This window comes from Microbacterium invictum (assembly GCF_034421375.1).
GTDB classification, from domain to species: domain Bacteria; phylum Actinomycetota; class Actinomycetes; order Actinomycetales; family Microbacteriaceae; genus Microbacterium; species Microbacterium invictum_A.
Window position 1 is genome coordinate 1,641,151 of sequence record NZ_CP139779.1, and the last position, 20,355, is coordinate 1,661,505.

Annotated in this window: 21 protein-coding genes and 1 other RNA gene; 12 read left to right on the plus strand and 10 right to left on the minus strand. The window is 69.9% G+C overall.

All coding sequences use genetic code 11. The annotated features are described in order from the left end of the window. Window positions 1-6: 6 nt before the first annotated feature. The 4 genes from prfB (at window position 7) to smpB (ending at window position 3,708) form a co-directional block, all read left to right on the plus strand. On the plus strand, window positions 7-1,119 hold the full coding sequence (gene prfB / locus T9R20_RS07915; RefSeq protein ID WP_322411976.1) for a peptide chain release factor 2: 1,113 nt from the start codon (window positions 7-9) through the stop codon (window positions 1,117-1,119). A gap of 65 nt (window positions 1,120-1,184) precedes the next feature. Further along, the gene (gene ftsE, locus T9R20_RS07920) at window positions 1,185-2,240 is read left to right on the plus strand and encodes a cell division ATP-binding protein FtsE (RefSeq protein WP_322411977.1); all 1,056 of its coding nucleotides are present in this window, start codon (window positions 1,185-1,187) and stop codon (window positions 2,238-2,240) included. Next, entirely contained in the window at window positions 2,237-3,151 is a 915-nt protein-coding gene (gene ftsX, locus T9R20_RS07925; protein WP_322411978.1) for a permease-like cell division protein FtsX, read from the plus strand. The genes ftsE and ftsX overlap by 4 nt, the downstream gene beginning before the upstream one ends. An 80-nt stretch (window positions 3,152-3,231) precedes the next feature. Then, entirely contained in the window at window positions 3,232-3,708 is a 477-nt protein-coding gene (smpB, locus tag T9R20_RS07930; RefSeq protein WP_179560314.1) for an SsrA-binding protein SmpB, read from the plus strand. Between the two features lie 25 nt (window positions 3,709-3,733). Here smpB and T9R20_RS07935 read toward each other — a convergent pair whose 3' ends face one another. Then, complete coding sequence (locus T9R20_RS07935) at window positions 3,734-4,402, minus strand: SIMPL domain-containing protein (protein ID WP_322411979.1); 669 nt, start codon at window positions 4,400-4,402, stop codon at window positions 3,734-3,736. 124 nt (window positions 4,403-4,526) lie between these two features. Here T9R20_RS07935 and T9R20_RS07940 point away from each other — a divergent pair, with 124 nt between their 5' ends. The 5 genes from T9R20_RS07940 (at window position 4,527) to ssrA (ending at window position 7,918) form a co-directional block, all read left to right on the plus strand. Further along, window positions 4,527-5,351 (plus strand): DUF4397 domain-containing protein, encoded by an 825-nt coding sequence (locus T9R20_RS07940; RefSeq protein WP_322411980.1) that lies wholly within the window; start codon window positions 4,527-4,529, stop codon window positions 5,349-5,351. A 20-nt stretch (window positions 5,352-5,371) separates the two neighbouring features. Beyond that, window positions 5,372-6,013 carry a class F sortase gene (locus tag T9R20_RS07945; protein WP_322411981.1) on the plus strand — a complete coding sequence of 214 codons (642 nt, stop codon included), beginning with the start codon at window positions 5,372-5,374 and terminating at the stop codon, window positions 6,011-6,013. Window positions 6,014-6,021: 8 nt separating this feature from the next. Next, window positions 6,022-6,600 carry an RNA polymerase sigma factor gene (locus T9R20_RS07950; RefSeq protein ID WP_322411982.1) on the plus strand — a complete coding sequence of 193 codons (579 nt, stop codon included), beginning with the start codon at window positions 6,022-6,024 and terminating at the stop codon, window positions 6,598-6,600. Further along, on the plus strand, window positions 6,587-7,390 hold the full coding sequence (locus T9R20_RS07955; RefSeq protein ID WP_322411983.1) for an anti-sigma factor: 804 nt from the start codon (window positions 6,587-6,589) through the stop codon (window positions 7,388-7,390). The genes T9R20_RS07950 and T9R20_RS07955 overlap by 14 nt, the downstream gene beginning before the upstream one ends. Window positions 7,391-7,549: 159 nt before the next feature. Continuing rightward, window positions 7,550-7,918, plus strand: a transfer-messenger RNA (tmRNA) gene (gene ssrA / locus T9R20_RS07960). Between the two features lie 96 nt (window positions 7,919-8,014). Here the strand turns inward: ssrA and T9R20_RS07965 are convergent. From T9R20_RS07965 to T9R20_RS07980, 4 genes are read right to left on the minus strand one after another with little or no spacing between them, the layout of a single operon-like run. Further along, the gene (locus tag T9R20_RS07965) at window positions 8,015-9,709 is read right to left on the minus strand and encodes an alpha-amylase family glycosyl hydrolase (protein ID WP_416182962.1); all 1,695 of its coding nucleotides are present in this window, start codon (window positions 9,707-9,709) and stop codon (window positions 8,015-8,017) included. A 41-nt stretch (window positions 9,710-9,750) separates the two neighbouring features. Then, window positions 9,751-10,695: a carbohydrate ABC transporter permease gene (locus T9R20_RS07970; RefSeq protein ID WP_322411984.1), complete on the minus strand. Its 945-nt coding sequence runs from the start codon at window positions 10,693-10,695 to the stop codon at window positions 9,751-9,753. Next, window positions 10,692-11,603, minus strand: coding sequence for a sugar ABC transporter permease (locus T9R20_RS07975; protein WP_322411985.1), 912 nt, complete (start codon window positions 11,601-11,603; stop codon window positions 10,692-10,694). Before T9R20_RS07975 ends, T9R20_RS07970 begins: the two co-directional genes overlap by 4 nt. Then, the gene (locus tag T9R20_RS07980; RefSeq protein ID WP_416182972.1) at window positions 11,600-12,910 is read right to left on the minus strand and encodes an ABC transporter substrate-binding protein; all 1,311 of its coding nucleotides are present in this window, start codon (window positions 12,908-12,910) and stop codon (window positions 11,600-11,602) included. Before T9R20_RS07980 ends, T9R20_RS07975 begins: the two co-directional genes overlap by 4 nt. A gap of 130 nt (window positions 12,911-13,040) precedes the next feature. On the opposite strand from T9R20_RS07980, the gene T9R20_RS07985 reads away from it, so the two are divergent. Beyond that, window positions 13,041-14,237 (plus strand): ROK family protein, encoded by a 1,197-nt coding sequence (locus T9R20_RS07985; protein ID WP_322411986.1) that lies wholly within the window; start codon window positions 13,041-13,043, stop codon window positions 14,235-14,237. Between the two features lie 13 nt (window positions 14,238-14,250). Here the strand turns inward: T9R20_RS07985 and T9R20_RS07990 are convergent, their stop codons facing one another. Beyond that, a complete protein-coding gene (locus tag T9R20_RS07990; RefSeq protein WP_322411987.1) occupies window positions 14,251-15,579 on the minus strand; it encodes an NAD(P)/FAD-dependent oxidoreductase in 1,329 nt (442 codons plus the stop codon). Between the two features lie 41 nt (window positions 15,580-15,620). Further along, window positions 15,621-16,988, minus strand: coding sequence for an FAD-dependent oxidoreductase (locus tag T9R20_RS07995; RefSeq protein ID WP_322411988.1), 1,368 nt, complete (start codon window positions 16,986-16,988; stop codon window positions 15,621-15,623). A gap of 106 nt (window positions 16,989-17,094) precedes the next feature. Here T9R20_RS07995 and T9R20_RS08000 point away from each other — a divergent pair, with 106 nt between their 5' ends. Together T9R20_RS08000 and T9R20_RS08005 are read left to right on the plus strand one after the other, a co-directional pair. Then, complete coding sequence (locus T9R20_RS08000; protein WP_322411989.1) at window positions 17,095-17,856, plus strand: DUF429 domain-containing protein; 762 nt, start codon at window positions 17,095-17,097, stop codon at window positions 17,854-17,856. 49 nt (window positions 17,857-17,905) lie between these two features. Further along, window positions 17,906-18,187 (plus strand): hypothetical protein, encoded by a 282-nt coding sequence (locus T9R20_RS08005; RefSeq protein WP_322411990.1) that lies wholly within the window; start codon window positions 17,906-17,908, stop codon window positions 18,185-18,187. On the opposite strand, the gene T9R20_RS08010 is transcribed toward T9R20_RS08005, so the two are convergent. Genes T9R20_RS08010 through T9R20_RS08020 form a run of 3 tightly spaced genes read right to left on the minus strand, consistent with a single transcriptional unit; the run spans window position 18,178 to window position 20,344 of the window. Next, window positions 18,178-18,930, minus strand: coding sequence for an acetolactate decarboxylase (locus tag T9R20_RS08010; RefSeq protein WP_322411991.1), 753 nt, complete (start codon window positions 18,928-18,930; stop codon window positions 18,178-18,180). The two genes, T9R20_RS08005 and T9R20_RS08010, sit on opposite strands and share 10 nt — an antisense overlap. Then, a complete protein-coding gene (locus tag T9R20_RS08015; RefSeq protein WP_322411992.1) occupies window positions 18,927-19,502 on the minus strand; it encodes a hypothetical protein in 576 nt (191 codons plus the stop codon). Before T9R20_RS08015 ends, T9R20_RS08010 begins: the two co-directional genes overlap by 4 nt. Continuing rightward, a complete protein-coding gene (locus T9R20_RS08020) occupies window positions 19,499-20,344 on the minus strand; it encodes an inositol monophosphatase family protein (protein ID WP_322411993.1) in 846 nt (281 codons plus the stop codon). The genes T9R20_RS08015 and T9R20_RS08020 overlap by 4 nt, the downstream gene beginning before the upstream one ends. Between the last annotated feature and the right edge of the window lie 11 nt (window positions 20,345-20,355).

The following is a 20,355-nucleotide window of genomic DNA, read 5'->3' on the forward strand; positions in this document are numbered from 1 at the left end:
AGTGTCATGCTCGAATTCGATCCGTCCGACGACATCAAGGCCCTCCGGTCCACGTTCTCCGACATCAAGGCCGTCGTCGACGTCGACGCCCTGGAGTCCGAGATCGCGCGCCTCAGCGAGGAAGCCGGCGCCCCCGACCTCTGGGACGACGTCGACAAGGCGCAGAAGGTCACCAGCGCCCTCAGCCACCGCCAGAGCGAGCTCAAGCGCATCTCCGAGATCGAGCAGCGCCTCGACGATCTCGAGGTGCTCGTCGAACTGGCCAACGAGATGGACGACGAGGACTCCGCCGAGGAGGCCCGTCACGAGATCGCCGAGCTGGAGGACGTCATCGGACAGCTCGAGGTGCAGACGCTCCTCGACGGCGAGTACGATGACCGCTCCGCGGTGGTGACGATCCGATCCGGCGCGGGCGGCGACGACGCCACCGACTTCGCCGAGATGCTCATGCGCATGTACCTGCGGTGGGCCGAGCGGCACAAGTACCCCGTCAAGGTCATGGACACCTCGTACGCCGAGGGCGCCGGTATCAAGTCCGCGACGTTCGAGATCGACGCCCCCTACGCCTATGGCACGCTGTCGGTCGAGGCCGGCACCCACCGGCTCGCCCGGATCAGCCCGTTCGGCGCCGCCGACAAGCGGCAGACGTCCTTCGCGGCGGTCGAGGTGATCCCCGTGATGGAGGAGGCCGTCGAGGTCGACATCCCCGAGGGCGACATCCGCGTCGATGTGTTCCGCTCGTCCGGCCCCGGCGGGCAGTCGGTGAACACGACGGACTCGGCGGTGCGCATCACCCACCTCCCGACCGGGATCGTGGTGTCGATGCAGAACGAGAAGTCGCAGATCCAGAACCGCGCGGCCGCGATGCGCGTGCTCCAGACGCGCCTATTGTTGCTCAAGCGCGAAGAGGAGGCAGCGAAGAAGAAGGAGCTCGCGGGCACCATCACCGCCAGCTGGGGCGACCAGATGCGCTCCTACTTCCTCTACGGCCAGCAGCTGGTCAAAGACCTGCGCACCGGGCACGAGGTCGGCAACCCGGCACCGGTCTTCGACGGCGACATCGACGGTTTCATCGCCGCCGGCATCCGCTGGCGAAAGCGCAAGGACGACGACGACTGACGGATGACGCCGCGCCGGGTGTCGCTCGGCGCATGCGGCGAACCGCCGCTTAGGCTCGTCACGCCATGATCCGGTTCGAGAACGTCACGAAGCACTATCGCGGCACCTCCCGCCCCGCCCTGCACGAGGTCGATTTCGAGGTGCTCCGGGGAGAGTTCGTCTTCCTCGTCGGCGCATCGGGATCGGGGAAGTCCTCCTGCCTCCGGCTGATCCTCCGCGAAGACGTGCCGAGCGAGGGTCGGGTGGTCGTCCTCGGCCGCGACGTACGGACGCTCTCCAACCGCAAGGTCCCCTACTTCCGCCGCCACATCGGGGCGGTGTTCCAGGACTTCCGGCTGCTGCCCTCCAAGACGGTCTTCCAGAACGTCGCCTTCACCCTCCAGGTGATCGGATCGTCCCGCGCCTTCATCCAGCAGGCCGTCCCCGAGGTGCTGGCCCTGGTCGGTCTCGCCGGGAAAGAGAAGCGGTTCCCACATGAGCTCTCCGGCGGCGAGCAGCAGCGCGTGGCCATCGCCCGGGCCCTGGCGAACCGGCCTCAGGTCCTCCTCGCCGACGAGCCCACCGGGAACCTCGACCCCGCCACCTCGGTGGACATCATGCAACTGCTCGCGCGCATCAACGCCAACGGCACCACCGTGGTCATGGCCACGCACGAAGCGGGCTTCGTCGACCAGATGAAACGCCGCGTGATCGAGCTGAAGAACGGCGAGATGGTGCGCGACGAGCGCCACGGCGGCTACGGCGACACCTCGGCCATCCCGAGTCTCGCACCCGAACCCGAGCGGGGCGCAGCCGCCGTCGCCGCCCTCACGGCGGTGCTCGAGCTCCAGCGCGAGGCCGCGGCGATGGCCGGGACGAGCCTGCCGACGGAATCGGAGGCGCCGCCGTGGGCGGGCGAGATCCGCGAGACGGCTCCCGAGCCCCAGACGGTTCGGGTCGGTGCGCCGGCCGAGGACGACGGTCGCGCCGAGGTCGCCGGGCCGCGCGGCCTCACCCGTCCCCCAACACAGCCCGTGCCCGTGCAGGACATCCCCGACGTCGAGGTCGCCGAGCTCGGCGTGGCCGACCGCCTGGGTCTGGGCGGCCGGGACCGCGACGACGAAGTGGGGCCCACCTCATGAGGGTCGGTCTGGTGCTGACCGAGGCGTTCACGGGCCTTCGCCGCAACGCCTCGATGGTCATCTCGGTGGTGCTCGTCACCTTCGTCTCGCTCACCTTCGTGGGGGCGGCGATCCTCATGCAGATGCAGATCGGGAAGATGGAGAACTTCTGGGCCGACCGTGCCCAGGTAGCCATCAGCATGTGCACGTCGGTGTCGACCCAGGAGGGCACCTGTGCGGGAGGGGTCGCCACCGCCGAACAGATCGCCGCCGTGCAGGCCCAGCTCGACAGTCCCGCCATCTCACCGCTCATCGACGAGGTGCGATTCGAGAACCGCGACGAGGCGTACCAGAACGTGATCGACCTGCTCGGCGAGGACTACGCCAGCGTCATCACCCCCGATCAGCTGAACGAGACCTTCCGGATCAACCTCGTGGACCACCGGCGATCGGATGTCATCATCGAGGCCTTCCAGGGCACGGACGGCGTCGAAGTCGTCGAGGATCAGCTGCAGTACCTCGATCCGCTCTTCTCCGCGCTGACCGTCGCGACCTACATCGCGGTCGGCATCGCCGGACTGATGCTCATCGCCGCCGTCCTCCTCATCGCGACCACGATCCGGCTGTCGGCCTTCGCGCGACGCCGGGAGCTCGGGATCATGCGCATGGTGGGGGCATCGAACCGGTTCATCCAGACCCCCTTCGTGCTGGAGGGAGTGTTCGCCGCGCTGATCGGCTCGATCCTCGCCAGCATCACAGTTGTCCTCGGGCTGCGGTTCGGCGTCGAGGAGCTGCGCGGCAGGGTGCAGTTCGTCACGACCTGGGTGGACGGGGGCGACGTCGCCGTCGTCATCCCCGTGATCGTCGCCATCGGTGTGATCCTGGCCGCGCTCTCGGCGAGCTTCGCCATCCGCCGGTGGCTGCGGACCTGAAGCCTGCTAAGCTGGCGGGCTGCCGTGCGCGATCCGGAAGGACGGATGCCGCTGCGCGGCCGTGAAGGAGGAGGGCAGCCATGGCACGCGAACGCGGTGAGAAGGTCATCGCGACGAACCGTCGCGCGCGCCACGACTACCTCATCGACAAGACCTACGAGGCGGGGCTCGTCCTCACCGGCACCGAGGTGAAGTCCCTGCGGCAGGGTCGGGCCAACCTCACCGACGGCTACGCGTACATCGACGGCGGAGAGGCCTTCCTCGACGCGGTCCACATCCCCGAGTACTCGCAGGGTCACTGGACGAATCACGCGGCCAAGCGCACGCGCAAGCTCCTCCTGCACAAGGACGAGATCGTCAAGCTCTCCCACGCCGTCTCCGCCGGCGGCTACACCCTCGTTCCGCTGCGCCTGTACTTCTCCGATGGTCGCGCGAAGGTCGAGATCGCCGTCGCGAAGGGCAAGCGCGAGTTCGACAAGCGTCAGACCCTTCGCGAGCGCCAGGACCGCCGCGAGGCGGAGCGGGCGATGCGCACCCGCAACCGTCTCGGCGAGTGACGCTCCGCCCCGCTGATGCGGGCGGTCACCGGGCGATGAAGCGTGCGTCGACCGTCGCAGCGACGACCACATCGGTGGGCTGGAGCCGGATGTCCGCGCCTCCGGCGTCACCGCTGAACGCCGCGCGCGCCATGAGCGGGCGAGCCGATTCGGCGCGCGCTCCGCGATCCTCGGTCAGCATCCCCGCATCGGCGACCTCGATCGGGGTCACGTCCGACAGCCCGAGCGCCCGGGCGTAGGCCGTCGCGCGTTCGACGGCGACGGTCACCGCCTCGGCGGCGACCGAGCGTTCGAGAGCGGCGCGGGTCAGGGGCGACAGCCGCCACTCGACGCCGGAGAACTGCACGCCGTCGCGCTCGATGACCTCGCTCGCCCACGTCGAGAGGGCGCCGAAATCGGTGAAGGTGGCGGCGAGGTTCACTGCGGCGTGGACGACAGGGGCCAGACGTTTGCCGTCCGCGTTCCACGGACGCTCCGACCACACCGCCACGCTGTCGCTCGACCACTGCGCGACGCGACCCGCCGCGCGGGCGGAGTCGAGTTCGTCGCGCAGCGGCGCGGTCCACGCGGACACCTCCGAGACCACCTGTTCCCTCGTTGCGCCCTCGGCGCGCACCACCAGGGTTGCGACGGCCTCCTCGGGCGCCACCCGAGCCTCGTGCTCTCCGTGCACCGTCACCACGACCTCTTTCATGAGGGCGACTCTACGGCGCGCTGTCAGAAAAATCTCATGCTGCTGCATCCAAACGCGTCGGGTCCCGGGAAGTACTACATGAAAGGCGGTGACCCTCACTGCCACTCACCCCAGGAGGATCTTCATGCGCAAGACCATGGTTGCCGGCCTCACGGTCGGCCTTGTCGCGGCACTGGGCCTCGCCCTTCCCGCGAACGCCAGCACGAGCGGCGAGGCTCAGCTTTCGGTGCTGCACGGCATCCCCGACACCCCCGTCGACGTCTACGTCAATGGCGAGCTGACCCTCGACGACTTCCAGCCCGGCGACCTCGCCGGACCGCTGGCGCTTGCCGCCGGTACCTACGACATCGCCCTGACGGCGACGGACGCAGCGGACGCCAGCGCGCCGATCCTCGAGGCTTCGGTCCCGCTGGAGGCCGGTGTCAACTACACCGCCACCGCCAACCTGACCGAGGCGGGCGAGCCGGCTCTGAACGCCTTCGTCAACGACACCGCGCAGACCGCCGCGGGTGAAGGTCGCCTGACGGTGCGCCACGTGGCCGCCGCCCCCGCCGTCGACGTCCTCGCGGGTGGTACGGCCGTCATCACCGGGCTCACCAACCCCAACGAGGAGTCCCTCAACCTGCCCGCCGGCACCATCTCGGCCGCGGTCGCGCTCGAGGGTACGACCGAGCCCGTCATCGGCCCGGCGGACGTCAATGTCGCCGAGGGTACGCTGACGATCGTCTACGCGTGGGGCTCGGCTGAGGCCGGCAACCTCGCGCTCGCGGTGCAGACCATCGACGGTCTGCACGGTGGTCCCTCGGGTGGCGTCCCGTCGGGTGCCGGTGGCCAGCTGGCCGCGCAGGACACGCTCGTGCAGGGTGTGTGGCTTGCCGCCGGCCTCCTGGTCGCCCTCGGCGTCGCCGGTGGCACCGTGGTCGCCGTCCGCGCTCGCAGCGGACGCTGATCGGCGAGGATAGAAGGATGATGAGGGCGAGGCGAGCGGTACCCCTGGCGGTACTTCTCGTCCTCGCCCTCACCGGCTGCGGCACCGCTTCGGTCGAGACGGCGCCGCAGCCGGCAACCTCCCTTCCCGCCCCGGAAATCTCGGCTCCGGCGCCGACCCCCTCCGTAGAGATCCCCGTGGCGCCGGCCACACCCGCACCGGCTGCCGTCGTACCGGCCCCGGTGCGGGTGTCGGTGGCCGACGCGGGAATCGACGTCCCGGTGATCCCGGTCGGCGTCGATGCCAACCAGGCGATGGAGCTCCCCGAGGATCCGGCGGTCGCCGGGTGGTACCGATTCGGTCCGGGCCCGCAGTCCCCGGAGGGCCGTACCGTGGTCTCCGCTCACGTCGACATGCCGGGGTACGGCATCGGCCCCTTCAGCCGCATCCGGGATCTGGCGCAGGGGACGCTCATCGAGGTCACCGACGACACCGGGAACCTCACCCGCTACCGGCTGGATTCGGTGACCTATTACAAGAAGGCCGACCTTCCTGTCGATGACTTGTTCGCCCGTTCCGGTTCCCCCATGCTGGTGCTCATCACCTGTGGCGGTCCTTTCGATGCCTCGATCGGTCGCTACGAGGACAATGTGGTGGCCCTCGCCACCCCGGTACAGGAATGAGCGCCTCGATGAGCATCGACAATGCGGCGGCCGCCCCGCCGGGAGCAGCCGACGAGGGCGTGGGGGAGCGATTCCGTGACGGCGACGAACGAGCGCTCGAGGAGATCTACCGTCGCTGGTCCCCGGTCGTGTTCACCCTGGCACTCCGATCGCTCGGAGACCGGACCGACGCCGAGGACGTGACGCAGAAGACCTTCGTCTCGGCATGGGGCTCCCGGGCGAGTTTCGATCCCTCGAAGGCACGCGTGTCCACGTGGCTGATCGCCATCGCCCGCCGCCGCATCGCCGACACCCATGAGGCCCGTGCGCGGATCGGCGCCCTGCAGCGGGAGCTGGAGAGGGTGGCTGAGCCGATGGGACGCTCCGCGCCCGAGGTCGACATCGGCGATACGATCCTTCTCGCCGACGAGATCAGCCGGCTCGAACCCGACGCCCGAGAAGTCGTCAAGCTCGCGTTCTACGACGATCTGACGCACCAGCAGATCGCCAGCCGATTGGACATGCCACTCGGCACCGTCAAGAGCCACATCCGCCGAAGTCTTACCCGTCTGCGATCCCGATTGGAGGTGAGTCATGCCGCATCTTGAGTCGCACCTCGATCCCGAGGTCCTGACGCTGCTCGCCATCGGGGAACCGGTGGCGACGCCCGCCGAGCAGGATCACCTCAGCACGTGCCCGCGCTGCGGAGGGGAGCTGTCCGCTCTGAGCCGCACCGTCGTGGCCGGTCGCTCCACCGTTCTGCTGGAAGACCTCGAGTCTCCGCCCGAGCGCGTCTGGTCGCGCATCTCGGAGGAGCTCGGATTCTCCGGCTCCACAGCGATCTCCGACGCGGCTGCCGCCTCCGAGATCGATCCCGCCGCGGAGACCGTCCGCCTCGAGCCCGCGGACGCGGGGGAGCGCGCCGCCGCCGAGTCGGGCGGAGCCCCCGCCCCCGCTCGGCGTCGCACCGGACTTCTGCGCGGGCTGTTCGTTCTCGCCGCGAGCGTCGCCATCCTCGGCGTGGCTGTCGGCGGATGGGCGCTGACGAGGCAGGCGACCGTGGTCGAGCTGGCATCCGCCGAACTCGCGGCATTCCCGGACCACCCCGGCGCTGAGGGGTCTGCCGTCGTCGTCGAACGCGGAGACGAGCGGGTCATCGAGGTGACCCTGGATGCGGATGTGGACCCCGGCAGCAACCGCGAGGTGTGGTTGATCACCGAGGACGCGACGTCAATCGTGAGTCTCGGAATGCTCGAGGGGCAGACCGGAGAGTTCGTGGTGCCCGCCGACATCGACCTTCGGGAGTACGTCCTGGTCGACGTCTCGGACGAGCCGGTGGACGGGGATCCGGCACATTCCGGTGATTCGATCGTCCGAGGAGCGCTGGACTTCGCCTGACGTGGTGGCGGCGCGCCGGGGGAGAGGCACCCGGTCGCGTCGCCATCCTCGTGGAATGGCGCGGCGTCGGCATCCGTTGTATCCTGATGTGCTCGGTCGTCTTCCGTCCGAGGTCAACAACTCCACAGTGCGACAGCGGCTCCCTCTCCAGGGATCCATGGGGATGATCGGTTTCGACATCGCCTGTGAATCTGCGGGAAGCGGGCCGAGGATGCAGAGTTATCTCGTTAACGATCTCTGCGAACCAATAAGTGCCGAACCTAAGCGCACTGAGTTCGCCCTCGCTGCCTAAGCGAGCCTGAACTCCGTTGGACCGTAGGTGTTCCCGCTACGGATTCCGGCGTCATCTAGGGGACTTGCTGTGTGACGGCGCCTGGACGTCACGCGGGACTCTTCCCAGGCTGGGCCTGTCGACTTAGGTGTCTGTGACAAAGGTCGGGGCCGAGCAGAACGTCTCTACAGACTGCGCCCGGAGAAGACGCAGTATCTCAGCGATGGACGGGGGTTCGATTCCCCCCATCTCCACCAGCGCCGCTGTCGCACACAAGGGGCCCGAGTTCCGCGCATCCCGCGGGACTCGGGCCCCTTGTCTTTCGGGCCGGACTCAGCCCTCTCGGGCTGGACTCAGAGCGCGTTGAACCAGGCGGTCGCCTCGCCGGCGAGCCGGCCGCCGACCAACGGCTCGGACGTCAGCACAGGGGTCGCGCCGTCGGGGAGGTCGAACGGCTCGGTGCCGAAATTCGTGATCACGGTCCACCCGTTCGGCCGCCGGAAGCGCAGCACGTCGTCGCGGCCGGTCTCGACCCAGTCCAGGGACTCCGCCGTCTGGAGACGTCGACGCGTCGCCAGCGCTTCGCGGTACAGGGTGAGCGTCGACGCCGGGTCGCCCTCCTGCTCGGACGCCGCCGCCTGCGCGAACCAGGACGGCTGGGGGAGGTGCGGCTCACCCGCGCCGAATCCGAACGCGGGTGCGCCGGCCGACCAGGGCAGAGGCACGCGACATCCGTCTCGACCGATGTCCTCACCGGGGCTCCGGAAGAACGTGGGGTCCTGTCGCCGGGAGTCGGGGATCTCGGCGACCTCGTGCAGGCCCAGTTCCTCGCCCTGATAGATGTAGGCCGAGCCGGGGAGTCCGAGCACGAAGAGAATCGCGGCGCGCGCCCGGCGGAGCCCCTTCTCGCGGTCCAGCTCTGGCGATCGGCCGCCGGAGAGCAGCCACTCGTTGCCGTGCTTGCGCACGGGGCGACCGTCTCCCGCGCGCTCGGCATCGGGGAGGCCGTAGCGCGTCGCGTGCCGGACGACGTCGTGGTTGGACAGCACCCACGTGGTCGATGAGCCCGACTCCGCGGCCAGAAGGAGATTCGAGCCGACGATCCGGCTGAACTGCCCTGCGTCGAAATCCGCCTCCAGCAGGTCGAAGTTGAATGCCTGACCGAGGCTTTCGGCGCTCGCGTAGAGCGGGATGCGGGCGGGGTCGACCCACGCCTCGGCGACGGCGGTGCGCGGCGGGTCGTACGAGTCGAAGACCGCGCGCCACTGCGCATAGACCTCGTGCACGTCATCTCGGTCGATGAGGGGATGCCGGCCGTCGCGAGGCAGGGCGTCGAGCTCCGCCCGCGAGGGCAGCGGGTCGGTGAGATCCTTCGTGAGCATGTGCGCGACGTCGATGCGGAACCCGTCGACTCCCCGATCTGCCCAGAACCGCAGGGTGCGCACGAAGTCGGCACGGACCTCGGGGTTGTCCCAGTTGAGGTCGGGCTGCTCCACGGCGAAGTTGTGGAAGTACCACTGCCCGTCGGCGACACGTTCCCAGGCCGGGCCGCCGAAGACCGAGACCCAATCGGTCGGCGGCTCGGACCCGTCAGGACCCGTGCCGTCGCGGAAGATGTACCGATCCCGCGCCGCCGATCCGCTCCCCGCGGCGAGGGCCTCCTGGAACCAGGCGTGCTGATCGGAGGTGTGGTTGGGGACGATGTCGACGACGACCCGGATCCCGGCCGAGTGGAGGGCCTCGACGAGCCGATCGAAATCGTCGAGGGTTCCCAGCCGGGGGTCCACGTCCCGGTAATCGGCGACGTCGTAGCCCCCGTCGGCGAGCTCGGAGGGGTAGAACGGGCTCAGCCAGACCGCGTCGACGCCGAGCTCGCGCAGGTGGTCGACCCGCGAGAGGATGCCGCGCAGATCACCGATGCCGTCGCCGTCGGCGTCGGCGAAGCTGCGCGGATAGACCTGGTACACCACGGCCTGACGCCACCATTCGGGCAGGTCCATCTCTGGGGTGTCGGCGGTGCGCGTGGAGGAGGTGGGAGCGGATGTCACGGGGACGAGAGCCTTTCGCTTCGAGGATGGAGAGGGTGGATTCAGCCCTTGACGGCGCCCTGCGTGACGCCCGCCATGACCCATCGCTGCGTGAACAGGTAGGCGATGATCGCGGGCGCCATGGCCATGAGGTACGACGCGAAGGCGACGTTGTAGTTATTGCTGAACTGGTTCTGGAACAGGTTCTGTCGCACCGGCAGGGTCTGCAGGTTCGGGTCGGAGATGATGAGCGACGGCATCATGAAGTCGTTCCACGCGTAGAGGAAGGCGAAGATCCCCACCGTTGCGCTCATCGGCGCCAGCAGCGGGAAGATGAGCTGCCAGAACGTCTGCCAGGTGCTGGCGCCGTCGATGCGCGCGCTCTCCTCGAGCTCGTAGGGGATCGAGCGGAGGAACGCGGTGAACAGCAGCACGCTGAAGCTCAGCTGGAACATCGTGGCGAGCAGGATCACTCCTACCGGGTTGTCCAGGCCCACACGACCGGTCAGCTGGATCTGGGGGAGTGCCACCACAGGGAACGGGATGAACATCGCCGCGAGCAGATAGAAGAACGAGTAGCGGAAGAGTCGCCGGTCCCAGTTGCGGACGATCGCGTAGGAGGCGAAGGCAGCCAGGATGATCGTCAGGATCACCGTGCCGGCGGTGACGAACAGCGACACCGCCGCACCGACGGGGAAGCGGGTGAGGGTCCACGCTTCGACGAACCCGTCGAAGCTGAAGGGCGCCGGCAGCGAGAACGCGTTTCCGTCGACGGCCTGAGCGGACGTCTTCAGCGACATCGAGATGGTGACGTACAGCGGCAGCAGGACCGTCACCGCGCAGAGGATGAGGATCACCGTGGTCGACCAGTTGACGCGCTCCTGGCCGACGCGGCCCCGGGTCTTCGACCTCGGCCGGTCATCAGAGGAACGGATCGCCCGATTCTCGCGATCGGCGATGAGCTCGCCCTCGGCGGTCTCGGCGGACAGGGCGGGTTGCGTGGTCATCGGAAGACCTTCCTTCCGCGAGTGAGGGAGAGTTGGAGGATGGAGATCAGCACGGCGACGAGGAAGAAGATCGTCGCGTTCGCCATCTGGTAGGCGTAATCGCCGCTGTTGAAGCCGAAGATGATGCTCATCGCGATGCTGCGCGTTGCCGTTCCCGGCCCGCCGTTGGTGAGGCCGACGATGACGTCGTAGGCGTTGAGGAAGTTCTTGAATCCGAGGATGACGTTGATGACGACGTAGCCGGCGACGAGGGGGACGGTGATGCGCCACAGCTGCTGGCGCTTGTTGGCCCCGTCGATCTCGGCCGCCTCGTAGACGTCCCCGGGCACCGACAGGAGCCCGGCGATGTAGATCAGGAGAGTGCCGGGGATCGCCTGCCAGGCGGTGACGATGACGATCGCCACCCACGCGAGGTCGGGGTTGGCGAGCAGACTCTCCTGCAGCCATCCGATCCCCGTCGCCTGCCCGAGCGAGGGCACGGAGTTGGAGAAGAGGAAATTGAACACGTAGGCGATGATGATCCCCGAGATCACCATCGGGATGACGAAGATCGTCCGGAGTCCGGTGCGGAAGCGGATGCGGGATGTCAATCCCACCGCGAGCAGGAACGCCACGATGTTGACGACGATGACCGTCGCCGTGGCGAACCCGAACGTGAACAGATAGCTCTGCAGGATCGCCGGATCGCTGAAGAGGGCGATGTAGTTCGTCAGGCCGATGAAGTTCCACGACCCGATGCCGATCGAGTCGGTGAAGCTGAAGAAGATCCCGACGATCCCCGGCACGGTGATCGCCAGCGTGAACAGCACCAGGCTGGGAAGCAGGAACAGGTAGTAGATCGGCTCCACGCGCCGACGGGAGCGGTGTGTCGCCGCCGGTCCGGCGACGATCGTCTCGGTGGTGGTCATTGCGTGGCCTCCTCGCCCTGCGCGTCGGTCTCGCTCGAGGGAAGGGGCGAGCGGAAGGCCAGCCGGGCCCAGTCGGTGTCCATCGTCCGCAGCGTCGCCTCGGTGTCGGCGCCGAGCGCCAGCGCCTGCGCGTAGCTGAAGACCGGGATGGTCTTGGGGACGAGGACGGAGGGGCCCTGATAGAAGCTGCCCTCGTCGTAGTAGGCGATCATGCCCTCGACGCGGGGGTCGCTCGGTGGCGGAGCCCCCTCCGTGGGAGCGAAGCCGAGCTGGGACTCGTTGTAGGCCTCGATGTTCTCAGGCTGGTAGAGGAACTCCAGGAAGTCCCGCGCCGCGTCCTGATGACGCGATTCCTCCGGGATCATCGCCGCGAGGTCGGTGTTCACCCGGACCTTGAGGTCGTCGGGATCATCCGTCATGGGAAGCGGAAAGGTCCCGAGGTCGAGGTCGGGGTCGGTCTTGGCGATCTCTGCGAGCGCCCACGGCCCCTGGAGGTACATCGCCGCCTCGCCCCGCGCGAACGCCAGGTTGCCGTCGTTGTACGCCCGCGAATCGGCGTCGGCGTTGGTGTAGTCCGTCAGCTGCGCCATCTTGTCCAGCGGCTCGGCGAACTGGTCTTGGAAGGACACCGCAGATCCGGCCCCGACATCCGCGCCCTCCTCGGCCAGCTGGTTGAAGAAGTCCACGACGTCGACCGAACCGCCGATGGCGTAGTCGTACCACCCCTGGGCGACGGTCCAGTCGTCCTTGAAGGTCGCGTAGAAGGGCGTCACCCCCGCGGCCTCGAGTGCGTCGCAGACGGCGATGAGCTCGTCCCATGTCTGGGGGACGTCGAGGCCGTTCTCTTCGAAGATGGCGCGGTTGTAGATGACCGACGACGCCATCACCGAGTACGGCAGGGCGCTGGTGCGTCCCTCGCACGACCCGTACTGCGCCATCAGCACGTCGAGGTCGTCGCGAACGGTCGATGCCGCCTCGGTGTCGGAGAGATCCGAGAGCGCGCATCGATCGACGAAGCGCGCGACCTCGTAGTTGTAGTTGGCCAGCATGATGTCCGGCGGATTTCCGCGGACGAAGCTGGCCGACACCACGTCGACCCCCGAGGTGTCCATCTCCACCCGGACCCGGTCCTGGGAGGCGTTGTAATCCGAGACCAGCTGATTCATGAAGTCGAGAGCCTCCCGCTTGCTGAAGGTGAAGCGGATGGTCTCGCGGCCGTCGGCGGAGCACCCGGCGAGCAGGGCGCCGGCGAGGGCGAGGAGGGAGATCGTCGCGGCGGCGCGACGGGAAGGGTTTCCTGGAGGCACGTCATCGTCCTTCGTCAAAATTGTCACTCACTTGCTCGCCGCATTAAATTTATGCCGCAAATCAAGTTCCTGGCATCCATAATGCAAAGGAACCCGAGAAAGGTCAACCCTCTTGTCGAGCCCCGCGATGATGCCTCTCCCGCCGCGGCGCGCGAGTCTTCTCGCCGTCATCGGCTACGCCTGGGATGCCGAGGTGTTCACTGCCACGGACGTCATCGAGACCGTCGCGGTGACGCGGTCCACGGCGATCGACGTCATCGACGAGCTGGTGGCCCGTGGGCTCGTCGTCGAGCTGCCCAACGCCCGCGCCGTCGGGGATTACCGCAAGGGACGCCCTGCGCGTCGATTCGCGCTCCGCCAGGATGCCGCCTTCGTCGTGGGACTGGACGCCGGCCGGGGGCATCTGACCGCCACGGTGGCCGATCTGCGAGGGACGACCCGCGCGGTCGAGCGCGTCGTCGTCGACGCCGATGACGACGCCCCGGATGTCCGGCGTCGCGAGGCGGAGCGCGCCGTGGATCGCGCACTTCGGATCGCGGGCGTCACCCGCGGGGATGTCGCGGCGATGGGCGTCGGCGTTCCGGCCCCGGTCGATGCGCGGGGGGAGTCGCCGGCGGACGACGCAGGGTTCTGGACCCGGATGAATCCCGGGTTCGCCCCGCAGTTCCGGCAGTGGGTGCCGATGGTGAAGGTCGCAAACGACGCGTCGCTCGCCTCGGTCGCCGAGCGCACGCTCGGCGCCGCGCGCGGCTGCGACGACGTCGTGGTCCTCCTCGCCGGAGAGCGTCTGGGCGCCGGTGTCTGGGTCGACGGTCACCTGCTCACCGGAGCGCACGGCGGCGCCGGCGAGATGGTGGCCTTCGATCACGTCCGGGGCGTCGACAGCGCGTGGGGGTTCGGGCACCGCGCGGTCGAGCTCGCGCGCGAGGCGATCGCCCGCGGCACCCTCCCGCCCTCGAGCGTGCTGCACCGGTCGGCGCCGGGCGAGCTCGAGGGGCGGGATGTCTTCGCCGCAGCGGCCGAGGGCGACCCCGGCGCGCGGCGGATCACCGACGAGATCGGCGGATCGCTGGCCATCATCGCGGGTGTCTTCGGGAGTCTTTTCGACACCCGCCTGCTGATCGTCTCCGGTGCCGTCGCCGACGGGGCGGCGCCGCTGATCGAGGCGGCTCGAGGCGCGGTGGCCGCGACGCTCCACCTTCCCGCCCCCGAGATCGTCGCGTCCGCCCTCGGCGCCGATATCGTCTCCCTCGGAGCGGTCTGCGCCGCCGTGCAGGAGGCGCGACGCGGCATCCTGGATCTCCCACAGTTCGCTCAGCCGGCTTGAGGGCTCGGCCCGGTCAGAGTTCCGCCTGCCAGAGGCGGTCGACCGGGAGGGGGCGGCCGAGCACGCGCTCCGCCGCACGGTGGCCCGAGCACATCGCCGCGGTGACGGTGGCGGGATCATCCGTCCAGGTCGCCTCACCGGCGAGGTGGAGGACGCCGCCCACGGGGGTGGCGAGGTCGTCGTGGTCGCTCGTGGCCGACCCGACCGTCATGTACGCGTACGAGCCGTGGCTGAAGGGATCGGCTTGCCACGCGGTGACCTCGACGTCGACCGGGTCGGGCGCGCCCGGATGCAGGCGTCGGAGCTGCTCCATCACCGAGGCGGCAACCTGATCGTCGCTCCAGGCACGGATCTCCCGCGCGGCGGGGCCGGCCGCGAAGGTGAGGAGGGTCGGCTCGCCGTGCAAGGGCGTGAGGTCGTACCAGGAGTGCCATCGGCTGCCCCCGGGTCCCTGCTGGCGCAGGGCGTACACGCCGTCGCCCCAGAACCGAGCCGGGAACCGGAGGAACACCTTTTCGAACGCGTTCATCCGCAGTCGTCCGAGGGGCTCGGCGACGGCGGGTGGGAGGGGCGGGTCGATGACGAAGGACGAGGACTGCAGCACTCCGACAGGCACGGTGACCACCGCGGCGGCGGCGGACGAGACGCCGCGATCGGTCGTCACTTCCACGCCTGAGGCGCTCCACGCGACTCGCGAGACGGCGTGGCGCAGCCGCACGTCGAGGCCCGCCGCGAGGTGGGCGGGCAGGCGGTCGTAACCGTCGGGGAAGACCACCTCGTCCCCCTCGACCTGATCGTCGTCGAGGCCGTGCGCGGCGAGGTCCTCGATCCAGGCGCCGTACTGCTCCTCGGTCCGATGTTCCAGGAACTCCCGCACCCGCTGGGCGCGTTCCGGGTCCCAGCCCATGGCGGCGAGGGCGCGCTCGGTGACGTCGCGGTACGACTCCTCGGGGTCGGACGCGGCGATGACCTCGAGCAAGGTCCGGTCCACGGCGTGCACGTCGGCGGCGAACGCGGCAGCAGCGTCGGCCGCGAGCGGCATCCCGTCGGGTCCGAACATGGCGATCGGCCGCCCGTCGGGCTGGAAGCTGCCGACCGTGAACTCGACCATGCGCATCCCGAACGCCCCGGCGGCATCGGCGACCGGTGAGTCGGCGATGCCGTGGATCCAGGACGCTCCGAGATCGGTCACCCGCCCGTCCGTGCGGGCGGTGTGCACGCGGCCGCCGATGCGATCACGGGCCTCGAGCACGACCACCCGCTGTCCCGCCGACCGGAGCAGCCGGGCGGCCGTGAGACCGGCGACCCCGGCACCCACCACGATCGTGTCGATCCGCTCCATCGCCGCCTCCTGTCCGCGGTGCCCGCCACGCGCTCCCGACGCTATCGCGGGAGGGGGGCTCCGTCATGCGCGCGCGGGATGTCGCGGGGGTCGGACCGACGGGGCGTGCGACCGCTCGACGCCCAGGCACGGGCGCGGCTGCGGATCTCGGGTGCCTGCACGGGCTCCGCCGTGAAGTAGTGACCCGCGTATCGCAGAGCGACCGCCGTCTTCCAGTCCTCGGTGGCCAAGGCCCCCAGCACGTGCGATTTCGGAGGATCGGGACGTTCGAGTCCGTGCAGCATCGCGGCCGGGAAGGCGCCGTCGCTGCGGACCACGGAGCCGAAGACGAAGTCGAGGGTGGGGCGGAAGGCCTCCTGGATGCGGGCGGCGAGGCCGGTCGAGTCGGCGGCGTCGAGGAGGATGTCGCGCATGGCGCGCGCCTCGACCGCGGCCACCGACATCCCCTGGCCGTAGATGGGGTTCAGGGCGAGGACGGCATCCCCGACGGCGACGAAGCCCTCGGGGTGCGGGGCCATGTCCTCGAATCGTCGCCGGCGCGATCCGCGGATGCGGAACGGCTTGGGATCGCCCAGGAAGTCCGCGCGGCGTGCCAGCTCGGCGACCACCGGCGAGCGCACCCCCTCGAGGTGGGCGATGAGGTCCTCGCGTGTCGCCGGAGGAGCGGTGTCGGACTGGGTCAGCGCGACGATCTGGTGCAGGCCGTTGTCGCACGGCAGCACGACGGCACCGGTCGGGCTGTCGGGGAGCGGGGGGATGAGATAGCCCTGGATGTCGTCGCGGAGCGCGCCCGGGGGAAGCCGGACGAGCGCGGTGGAGTAGCCGACCGGGTTGACGATCTCCTGCTCGGGCGGAGGGGGGAACCCGAGTTCGTCGAGCCACGCGGGGGCGTGCGAGTTCCGGCCCGAGGCGTCCACGACGAGATCCGCGTCGAGGTGCGGCCGCCCGATGCCCTTCAGCACGATGCCGCCGACGCCGCGGGCCGCCGGGTGCAGTGCGACGACCTGGCCCTCGACGATGCGCACCCGCGGGATCTCGAGCACCTTGCGGCGGAGGGCGTCTTCCAGCACGACCCGACGGATGCCGTAGATCCACGCTTCGCTGGGCCCGCGGGCAGCCCAGCCCTGGGAGCTCAGACTGGCGATTCCGCGGGGGGAGTCGTACCACGCGGCGCCGGCGCGGAGGAACTCGCCCGCCACGCCGGGAACGAGGTCTTCGAAGGATTCCTGCCCGATCGCGAGGATCGCATGCATCTGCTCGTCCTGCGGAACCCCCCGGCGGTGCAGCGGCATGTCGGGAAGGCGGTCGCGCTCGATCACCGTGACACGGTCGTACCGTCGTGACAGCGCCGCAGCGGAGAGAAGACCGCCGATGCCTGCGCCGATGACGACTGCGTGATCGAAGCCCATCCGTCTCATGCCTCCCGAATCGCCGAGCCGGGCGTTGAGGAAACCGTAGCGCGGCTTCGGACCCCCACGGCGCGAAGCCGGCGAACTCCGACGGTAGCGTGTGGCTGTGCAGACCGTCGGAGTGGACCTCGCGGCCTCGCCGGCCGGCACCGCGATGGCCATGATCGACTGGCGGGACGACGCCGCCGAAGTCACCGGCCTCGAGGTCGGGATCGACGACCCCGAGATCGTCGCCAGCGCGCGCGGCGCGGCGTCGGTGGGCATCGATTGCGCCCTGGGCTGGCCCGTCGACTTCGTCGACTTCCTCGCCCGCCACGCGCGCGGTCAGGCGCCCTCGGCCGCCGACTCGGGTCTCGAGTGGCGCCGCCGCCTGGCCTATCGGCACACCGACCGCGCGGTGCGCGCGCGGACCGGTCGATGGCCGCTCAGCGTCGCCACAGACCGACTCGGGCTGACCGCGATGCGCTGCGCCGCGCTGATCGCACGCTTCGGCGAGGCCGGCCTGACGATCGACCGGTCGGGCGCGGGGGTGCTGGTCGAGGTCTACCCGGCCGCCGCGCTGCGCCTGTGGGAGATCGCCGTCCCGGGCTACAAGGTCGACGCCGGCGCCCGGGGTGTCGCGATGGCCGCGCTCGGCGCCGCGGCGCCGTGGCTCGAACTCTCACCGTCGATCCGAGGCGTGATGATGCGCTCCGCCGACGCGTTCGACGCCGTCGTCGCAGCGCTCAACGCCCGTGCGCACGCGGTCGGCGCGACGACCGCGGTGCCGCCCGGCCTCGCGGACGTCGCCCGTGTCGAAGGATGGATCGCCCTCCCGGAGACACCCCTGACCGACCTGATCGACCCGCCCCGCGCCCACGGTCGGTGAGGCCGCCGATACGGCATGCTCGAAGGGTTTCCGAGCCCAGGAGGATGCCGTGCCCGATCCCCGACGAGAGCCGACCCGCGTCGGCGCCCTCCAGTTCGCGCCGTCGGAGGCGCCGGAGCGCTGGCGACTGACCACGGCGGGCGCCGAGGGAGCTGCGTGCGAGGCGACGTGGGGGGAGTGGGTGCGCTTCGCGCAACGGGTGATCCGCCTCGACACCCTCTCCCGCGACCTCGAGGGGCGCGGCGACGCGTGGGACCGGGGCTTCGCGGCGGGTCGGGCTGCCGCAGGCGACCCCGAGGTCGTTTCGGATCCCGTGAACCCCTATCGCTGATCGTCGGGCGGCCGCGCGGCCCCGCCCTCGACCGCGACGATCCGATGGTCGTCGTCGTGGGTGAGCTCGGAGGCGAGGAAGCCGGGATCGGTGGGCAGAACGAGCGTGAACCGCGCGAAGGCGCCGACCGCCAGGGCGCCTCGATCCACCGTCAGATCGAGCACGTGGCCGCCCGCGCTCCGGTCGGCGGCGAGGAAGTGCAGGTGCAGCCCCGCGACGGCGATGCCCTGGTAGATCGCCGGCGCCCAGAAGCCCACGAGCGTTCCCTCGAGGTCGGTGAGCACGCTCTCGACCTGCTCGCTCGCGACCTCAGCGAGGGGGCGGAGTGGGAAATGCTCCCGCCGTGTCGCCCGCACGCGCACGGCGCGGAAGTAGCCGTCCACACGGACCGAGTGGAAGAGGTTCCGGCTGACCGTCGCGTTCTCCACCAGCGCGGTCAGCCCCGGAAGGTCCACGGGCCCCGTGGGCACCGCCGGGACGGGCGGCTCGAGGCACAGGTCGGCGAAGGGGAGGATGTCGGTGCCGGTCATCTCGTGCGGGGGCGCGTCGACCGTGCATGCGAAGGCGCGACCCTCGAGGATGACGACCTCACTGCCCAGCCGATCGCAGCATCCGATTCCGAAGTCTCCGTGCCGAAGGGCTTCGTCCACCGGCATCCCGGAGGCGTAGGCGCCGGCCAGGAGCGCGTCGAGCACCGCGTACTGGGTCACGGCGCCGGCGGACACGCGGGCGGGAGCGGTCATCCCCATTCGATCAGGAGGATGCTCTGCTTGGTGTCGGCGATCTTCACGGTCCCCGCTTCGAAGAAGTAGGTGATGCCGTACCCGTTCTCGTCGGTGGCCACGGCCGTTTCGGCCGGCTCGGTGACGTACACGCCCTCCGGGGTGTCTTCGATCGTCCACCCCTCGGCCTGCAGACGTTCGCGAGCCTCGTCGGCCGTCGCGTCGTCGATCGGCGCCCAGCCGTAGATGTGCAGCTGGTCGCTGGCCGGCCCGTCGAAGTTCGCCCAGACGCATTCGATCCCGCCGGCGACCTCTTCGCCGGTGATGGTGAACGGCGACGCCTGAGCGGTCCAGCCGACGCCGGCGTAGTCGGCCACCGTGCTCTCGGGGATGATCGACTCGCACGTCGGATCGGCGGTCGGCGCGGTCTCTCCGGTGGGGGTTGCCGAGGGCTCGGCGGTGGGCGAAGACGCCACCGGCGAGGGCGCGCGGGACGGCTCGGCCTCGGGGGTGCCCCCCGCGCAGGCGGTGAGGACGAGGAGTGCGGCGGCGAGCGCGCCGCCGATCTGCAGGCGGCGAAGGGCGGAGGTCATCGATCGGTCTCCGGGGTGGGGGAGTGGAGCAGGTCGAGGAAGGTCTGGTGGAGCACGCGGTTCGTCGCGAGCGACGACCCCGTGGTCAGCGCGTCCGCGCCGGTGACATCGCTGAAGCGTCCGCCTGCCTCGTGGACGATGGGGACGAGGGCGGCGATGTCGTACTCCTTCACGCCGAACTCGGCGACGAACTCCAGCCGCCCCTCGGCCAGGAGCATGTACGGCCACGCATCGCCGTAGCCGCGGTCGCGCCACACCGAGGCGGTCAGCCTCTCCAGCGCCGCCAGCGCCCCGGCATCCCGCCACTGGCCGATGCTCTGGAAGCTGACGCTGGCGTCGGCGAGCGCATCGACGGATGACACGGCGAGGCGCCGCACGCCGCCTTCGGGCGTGTTCGTCCAGGCGCCGTGACCGCTCGCGGCCCACCACCGTCGACCGATCGCGGGCTGACTGACCACACCCACGCGTGGCACGCCGTCGACCGTCAGTGCGATCAGCGTCGCCCACATCGGGATGCCCCGGAGGTAGTTCGCCGTGCCGTCGATCGGATCGATGACCCAGCGCCGGGAGCCCCCGCCGGAGGAGCCGAACTCCTCACCGAAGACGTCGTCCGTCGGCCGCTCGGCCGCGAGGACCTCGCGGATGGCCCGCTCGGTGGCGAGATCGGCCTCGGTCACGTGGCTGGAATCGGGTTTGGTGCGCACGTCGAGGTCGGCGGCGTCGAAGCGGGCCATCGAAACGACGTCGGCGACGTCGGCCAGGCGCACGGCGAGCGCGAGATCCTCGGTGAGGTCTCCGTCGTGAGGGGTGTCGAAAACGCTATCCGCAGGCGGCAGGGTCACACGGTCAAGGA